We start from the raw sequence: 7,185 nt of genomic DNA, 5'->3' as shown, positions 1-7,185 counted from the left end.
TCCTGCACCGGGTTGAACAGGTACTCGATGACGCGCCGTCGTCCGGTCTTCACCTCCGCCGTCACGTTCATTCCCGGCGTCAGCCGCACCGGCTTGCCATCGACATCGATGGCCCCTTTCCCCAGCACCAGCGTCACTGGGAAGATCGCCCCGCGCTTCTCGTCGTTCACCGCATCCGCGGTCACGCTTTTCACCGTGGCCGGCACCGTGCCGTAGCGCGTATACGGGAAGGTCTCGAGCTTGATCTCCGCCTCCTGGCCCGCGCGCACGAAGCCGATGTCCTTGTTCTCGAGCACGACCTCCGCAGTCACCTCAGCCTCATCAGGCACCAGCACCAGCAGCACCTGCGCCTCGGTCACAACGCCACCTGCCGTGTGCACCGCCAGCTGCTGCACCGTACCGTCAACGGGGGCCGTTAGCTTCGTCAGCTGATTGCGCTTGTTGGCCTTGGCACCTTCCTCGGCCAGCTGCTTGAGCTTCAGATCTGCTTGCGCCTCTCGATCCCTCAGCGTTCTCAGCGTCTCCGCCCGGTACGACGCCGCCGAGCCGCGCGACTCCGCCAGCGCCGCCTGCGCCTCACGCTGGCGCGCCAGCGCCATCGCCAGGTCCTTCTCCTGCTCCACCCGCTCGCGCGTGCGGTCCTGCCCGGCGTGCCCCGCCACGAAGCCCTGATCGCTCAGCGCCTTGTAGTCGCGCTCGCGCTGCTGCGCCATCGGCACCGTGCTCTGCAGTTTCTCGACAAGCTGCTTCGCCGTGGCGATCTCCGCCTCGCGCCGCTCCAGCTCCGCCTGCAGCTTCGCCAGCTTGGCCGAGATGTCCGCCCACTCGCTCTGCAGCTGGAAGCGCGCGCTGTCCGCGTCCTCGCGCGGCATCGTCTTCACTGCCTCGGTGGTCAGCAGCGGCATCCCGCCGCCCGTCAGCGACTGCAGCAGCGCCCGCGCCCGCAGCACTTCCGACAACGCCGCCACGCGCTCCTTCTCGACGCGGTGGCTGTCCGCCTCCGTCATCGTCGAGTCCAGCGCGATCAGCAACTGCCCCGCCTTCACCTTGTCCCCATCCTTGACGAAGACCTCCCGCACCACGCTGGTCTCCAGCGGCTGAATGGTCTTGCTGCGGTCGCTGACGATGATCCGCCCCTGCGCCACCGCGACGATGTCGATCTGCCCGAGCATCGCCCAGGTCAGCGCGATCAGGAACAGGGCGCAGATCGCGATCGCCGCTCTCCTGGGCGCCGGATGCGGCGGTGTCTCCTGCAGCTCCAGCGCTGCCGGCAGGAAGGCGCGCTCATCGGCCATGCGCCGGGGTCCGGCGAGCTCCTCGCGCCGCTCCCATGCGGCCTTGAACACCGCCGCATATCGCGCGAGCAGCTCGCGCGCCGGATGACGCGGCGCCTCGGGCGCCGTCGTCGCATCGATCGGTGCCGCGCTCATTCCGAGCCTCCTTCGCCCTGCATGCGCCACAGATGCGCATAAAGCCCCTGAGGCTTGGCGATCAGTTCCTCATGGCTGCCCATCTCCGCGATGCGGCCCTTCTCCATCGCGATGATCCGGTGGGCATGCCGCACCGCGCTCAGGCGGTGAGCAATGATGAACACCGTCCGCCCCTGGCAGATCGCGCGCATGTTCTTCTGGATGATGGCCTCGCTCTCGTAGTCCAGCGCACTGGTGGCCTCGTCGAAGATCAGGATGCGCGGCTGCCCGAACAGCGCCCGTGCGATCGCGATGCGCTGGCGCTGCCCACCCGACAGCCCCGTGCCCTGCTCCCCGACCACCGTGTCGTAGCCCTCGGGCAGCTCGGCGATGAAGTCGTGCGCCCCGGCCAGCTTGGCCGCGTGGATCACCGCCTCGATCGGCGCTGCCGGATCAGCGATGGCAATGTTCTCCCGCACCGATCGGTTGAACAGCATGTTCTCCTGCAACACGACGCCGACCTGGCGGCGCAGCTGCGTCGCGTCGGCCATGGCGATGTCCTGGCCGTCGACCAGCACCCGGCCCGACTCCGGCACGTACAGCCGCTGCAGCAGCTTGGTCAGCGTGCTCTTGCCCGAGCCGCTGCGGCCCACGATGCCGATCACCTCGCCCGCGCTCACCGCCAGGTCCACGCCGTGCAGCACCGGCTGCGCGTCGGGGCGGTAGCGGAAGGTGACGTTCTCCAGCGTCACGTCGCCGCGCACGCGCGGCATCGCGCCGGCGCTTTGCGGCCGCAACTCGGTGCGGGTGTTCAGCACGTCGCCCAAGCGCGCCATCGAGATGCCGGTCTGCTGGAAGTCCGTCCACATCTGCGCGATGCGCATGATCGGCTGCGCGACGCGGCCGGCGAACATGTTGAACGCGATGAACTGGCCCACGCTCAAGTGGCCTTCGATGACGAGCTGCGCGCCCCACCACAGCGTGGCCGCGTTGACCAGCTTGCCGATGAGGTTGATGCCCTCGTTGCCGTACTGGGCCAGCGTCTGGGTGCGGAACGACGCCGACACGTAGGCGGCGAGCTGCTCATCCCACTTGCGCGCCATCTGCGGCTCCAGCGCGCTGGCCTTGACGGTCTGGATGCCGGTGACCGTCTCCACCAGCAGGCTCTGGTTCTCGGCGCCGCGAGCGAACTTCTCGTTGAGCCGGCCTCGCAGCACCGGCACGATCGACAGGCTCAGGATCAGGTACAGCGGCAGCGAGACCAGCACGATCAGCGTCAGCGTCGCGCTGTAGCTGAACATCACCGCGATGAAGATCACCGAGAACAGCACGTCCAGCACCAGCGTGAGCGCGTTGCCGGTTAGGAACTGTCGGATGTTCTCGAGCTCGCGCACCCGCGCCACCGAGTCGCCGACACGCCGCGCCTGGAAGTAGGCCAGCGGCAGGCTCAGCAGGTGGCGGAACAGCCGCGAGCCCAGCTCCACGTCGATGCGGCTCGTGGTGTGGCTGAAGACGTAGGAGCGCAGGATGTTGAGCGCGCTCTCGAACAGCATGATCACCACCAGCCCGATGACCAGCACGTCCAGCGTGGTCAGGCCCCGGTGCACCAGCACCTTGTCCATCACCACCTGGAAGAACAGCGGGCTGACCAGCGCGAACAGCTGCAGGAACAGCGAGATCGTCAGCACCTCGCCCAAGAGCCGGCGATGCTTGACGATGCTGGGGATGAACCAGGAGAAGTCGAACTTGGCGAGTTCGCCGGCGAGGCTCGCGCGACTGGTGATCAGGATCAGTTCGCCGGTCCACTCGGCGGCGAAGGTCTCGATGGGTTCGATCGTGGGACGCGCCGACGCTTCGTCGCCGCTGGGGTCCATGAACAGCACCCGCTTGCCGTCGCATTGCGCCAGCACCACGGTCCGGCCGTCCCGCAATGTCGCCAGCGCCGGCAGCGCGGCCAGCGTCAGGCGGTCGATCGTGGTGCGCGATGGCTTGGCCTTGAGCCCCAGCCGCTTGGCGGCGAGCAGCAGGTCCCGCATCGAGGGGGTGTCCGTTGCGCCCAACCCCAGGCTGTGACGCAGCGACGGCACGTCGGCGGCGACGTGGTGCAGGCGGGCCACGATCGCCAGCGCCGCCAAAGCGCCGTCTCGGGCTTCGTTGGATTGCTGGCGCGGGACCACTTCTTCGCGCGGCTCCTCGGGCCCGCGCCCTCCCATCAAGGCGTCTTGCGCGCCCGTCACTCCCGACATCACTCCCACCCTTCAGTTGCCGTCTATGGCGGCTCATATTCGTATTACTAAAAGGTTAAGGCATGAGGCGATATGTTGCTCACCCCACAAAAGAGGGTGTGGTGACGAAACGTCTCGCGCCGGTTCGCGGGGCGTCCACATCGGTGACGGATCGGTTGGAAATGACGCCAGGGCCATGCCCGCAGGGCTGGACACACGGGTGTGTCTGCCTCGGCAGCGTCGAGTTTTCAAGCCCTCAGCAACTCACCGCGGGACGCTCGTAGCCTCCTTGGTCGGCACGGCCGACACTGCCTTGCGCAGCTTCTCCGCGAGGCTGAGCGCGAGAGCCAGCGATAAGCGCACGTCCATGCTTGCTCTGGTGGTCTTAACCAGGGCATCGACCTGCTTGGCAAGCATGCAGATGCGGTCCCTCGTCATCTTCAGCTCCCTCATCGGTCGCCCCATGTGAAGTTCTAGAAGGAGCGCCTGGCTCAAGTCTGCAAGCTCCTGCGTGCGTGCTGCCAAGAACATCGCTCCGCCTCGACGCATCAGCTGAGGGAGCAATGGAGCAATGCGGTCGAGTTCGGTCGCTGCCTCTCGCAGCGCAAGCAATGGATCAGTCACGGCGGCAAGCTGGGTTGCGTTTGGGTTGATGGCAGATGCCACCTCCTGAATTGTCCACGGAGCTCGCTGCCGGCGGCATCGATCCGATTCAAGCAGCCCAATCGACCTTCGAAGATCAAGGCCCCAGTTGCCGTACAGCGTTTCTTTAGCTGAAACGCCTTGTTTATCTGCACAGCTAAACAAGCGGAAATCGCTAAGCAAGCTGAACGATGCACATGCTGGAAGCGTGGGACGTCAGGCTTTAGCTAACCAAGGACTCAACAGCGGCCGCTGCTGCACCTAATACCACTTGGCATTCCCAGCCCACAAAGGAAACTCAAATTGGGATCTATAGATCATCTTCATGCGCATCGATCCAGAAGCCATCAATACTTGTTTTCAAAGGGTTTGCTGGCAATATCAGCACATGCCCAACACTTCAGGAAACGAGCCGCCAATGTCTAACGTCTCCAATCCCTTCATCCTTGTCGACACAGATTTATTCGAAACGATCCCCTTGAATCACAGAATTCAAGTAGAGGAGTTCGAACCGGGTTCAAAGAAGACGTGCTCGGCAACTTTCGCAAGAACACACCAGCACTTCATATCGATTCTCTATCGAGAATGGAGCGGCAACCGCTTCAAGCTTGAAATCAACCTCAAGCACGGTGTTGCACAACTCCGGGCCCCAATCTTGACCGGCGCACCGGCAGTCGATCATCTGACGATTGCTGTTATATCATCCTGTAGAAAACTGCTCTGCCGTCAAAGTTTGCTTGACTAGAGCAACGCAAGCGCGAAACGGCCCCAGCGTCGACCGCCTGCCCTGCTGTCGCCGAAAGACAGGCAACTGGGTGCGCGGTCATTTCTAAGCAGCCACAATTGACTCTACGGTACCGCCTTACTCCACGGAGCGCATGGCTGCTAGGACTTGGGCGTCTTGGACCACCGCACGCAGTCGCTCGGACAGCGGCAGCGCCAACAGATGCGCTACTTCGTGTCCGCGCGGACACCCCACGTCTAGCCTGCCTGACAACACTTCTGCGGCCTCAGGCCTTCCAAGAAATCTGACCTCGCCGAAATGAATGTGTAGATTTCAACGTCCCCCAAATGGCTCAACGTGCTCAGGATTTTCCGCATCAGAGCGCCCCAAACGCAAGGCGTTACGTGGAAAGCAGGGCAAGCCACTGCCCTCTCCGATTCGGATGTATCACCGAAAACAGTTTTCCCACTCGATCAAATTCGAGAACGAGATATGCATTCGCGCACAGCAGAGCGACTTCCCGTCGCTGCAGGCGGTCGTACTTGCATATTTCAACCGCCGCTGACCATGAAGTTCAGTGCGACCTGATCAACCCATTCAGCAACGTGTGCACTGCGGAGGCGGCAGTAAAACTCACTGACGGCTCAAGGCTGGCTGCTAACACTGAGTTTTGGCGGCCGAGCGACCGCTGCCGCCGTCAGGGGTCATTGGTCCTTTCTGGTGCTGGGCGACTGCTGCCCCCAGCACCCGCCCTTCAGCGGAAATCAAGCTCGAGACGTCCGAGACCGAACTGGTATCGCGGAGCAGCGGCAACTCTCGCGAACTGAAGATCTTCGCCGCGCCCTACGGGAGTAGAGTTCAGCGAATGACGCGACGCTCGCCGAACTCGAGCCAGCTTCCGAGTTAGACACGGACCTGCGTCCAAAATTGAGGTTGTTCCAAGGACTCACCGGCCATGACCGGCGAACTCAGGGAGGATGCAAGATGCCGTCGATTCTGGTTCTGTTCAGCAATCCGGAAGACTCCGATCGCCTGAGGCTAGATCGCGAACATCGCGCCCTGAGCCTGCTGCAGGAAAAGCATCGGCAGGCCGGATACGCGTTCGATGTCCTGCAAGCGACGACTCGCTCCGACCTGGCAAAGGCGCTGGCACAGAAGCCGTATCAAGTCGTGCATTTCTCCGGTCACGGGTCGGACCGCGGCTTTTGGGTCGAACGAGATGACGACGAAGGTGGTGAACTCATTTCGGCGGAGTCTTTGGGTGAACTGCTTCGCGAGTTCCAGCCGAGCCTCGGACTACTCCTGCTGATGTCCTGCTATTCGTCTGCGGCGGTGTCAACGGTCGTGGATGCCGCGTCCTACATCGTGACGGCCAGCGGATCGGCCGACGACGGTGCAGCAATGAAGTTCGTGCGCAACTTCTATGACACCTACCTCGAGAAGGGGTCGATCGAGCGGGCCTTCTCCATATCGAACTTCATCGTCGGGGACGAACTGAACTGCGTTCTGACCCGTCGAGCCAAGGTCGGCGCGAACGTCAAGTCATATGTTGCTCTGTTCTCGAAAAAGAAGACAGAACCCATGTATCTCGACCTATCGGATGCTGAGGAGAGCATCAAGCGTCTAAATATCCCCCGCGAGCAAGTCGTGGCCACACTCGGCCGGAAGATGCACGTCCACCGCTGGATTTTCGAGGAGCCGCGTGACCGAGCAGTTCTCACCGTGGGACCGTACTTCGGCGTCTTCTCATGGAAGAGCGCGAATGACGTTATTGTTTGCCATCAGATACTGCGGCTTCGCAGCGGCCTGCCCGAGAAGCTGATCCAGACCTGGGCGGAGCTGATCGTCACGTACAACGACCTGTACATGAGCGAGTACCGGCTGCTCGGTTCGCCGGTGGATTCCTCGACCGCCAAGACCGTTGCGCGCGCGATTCAGGAGTTCAGGAAGGCTCATGCGCGATTCTTTGACGGCATCGAGCGTGCAGAGTGGCTCGCCGACGGCGACCGGTCGCACTTTGTCGCGATCGGCTCGACACTGAACGCCAACGTGGAGAAGGCCGCCGAGAAGCTCGAGAGCCAGGAGTATGCCCGGGCCGTGATCTTCCTCGAGACTGCACTAAGCTCGATTCATGACTTCATCGATTCGCTCGTAGAGCGTCTGGCGGACAGCAACTAGTCGTTCC

Annotated in this window: 5 protein-coding genes; 2 read left to right on the top strand and 3 right to left on the bottom strand. The window is 63.0% G+C overall.

From position 1 onward, the window contains the following. The 3 genes from ACTJKJ_RS20935 to ACTJKJ_RS20925 form a co-directional block, all read right to left on the bottom strand. On the bottom strand, positions 1 to 1,430 hold a 1,430-nt coding region (locus ACTJKJ_RS20935; protein ID WP_440821772.1), incomplete at its 3' end, for an HlyD family type I secretion periplasmic adaptor subunit. Beyond that, entirely contained in the window at positions 1,427 to 3,622 is a 2,196-nt protein-coding gene (locus ACTJKJ_RS20930; protein WP_440821782.1) for a type I secretion system permease/ATPase, read from the bottom strand. The genes ACTJKJ_RS20930 and ACTJKJ_RS20935, both read right to left, overlap by 4 nt. Positions 3,623 to 3,898: 276 nt before the next feature. Continuing rightward, positions 3,899 to 4,459: a hypothetical protein gene (locus tag ACTJKJ_RS20925; protein WP_440821770.1), complete on the bottom strand. Its 561-nt coding sequence runs from the start codon at positions 4,457 to 4,459 to the stop codon at positions 3,899 to 3,901. A gap of 142 nt (positions 4,460 to 4,601) precedes the next feature. Here ACTJKJ_RS20925 and ACTJKJ_RS20920 point away from each other — a divergent pair, with 142 nt between their 5' ends. Together ACTJKJ_RS20920 and ACTJKJ_RS20915 are read left to right on the top strand one after the other, a co-directional pair. Next, positions 4,602 to 5,021: a hypothetical protein gene (locus ACTJKJ_RS20920; protein ID WP_440821768.1), complete on the top strand. Its 420-nt coding sequence runs from the start codon at positions 4,602 to 4,604 to the stop codon at positions 5,019 to 5,021. Positions 5,022 to 5,984: 963 nt separating this feature from the next. Beyond that, positions 5,985 to 7,178 carry a CHAT domain-containing protein gene (locus tag ACTJKJ_RS20915; RefSeq protein ID WP_440821766.1) on the top strand — a complete coding sequence of 398 codons (1,194 nt, stop codon included), beginning with the start codon at positions 5,985 to 5,987 and terminating at the stop codon, positions 7,176 to 7,178. Positions 7,179 to 7,185 lie beyond the last annotated feature (7 nt).

This window comes from Roseateles sp. 22389, from assembly GCF_052044995.1.
GTDB lineage: Bacteria > Pseudomonadota > Gammaproteobacteria > Burkholderiales > Burkholderiaceae_C > Roseateles.
The sequence above is the reverse complement of the archived record's forward strand: the minus strand, read 5'-3'. Positions and strand labels throughout refer to the sequence as shown.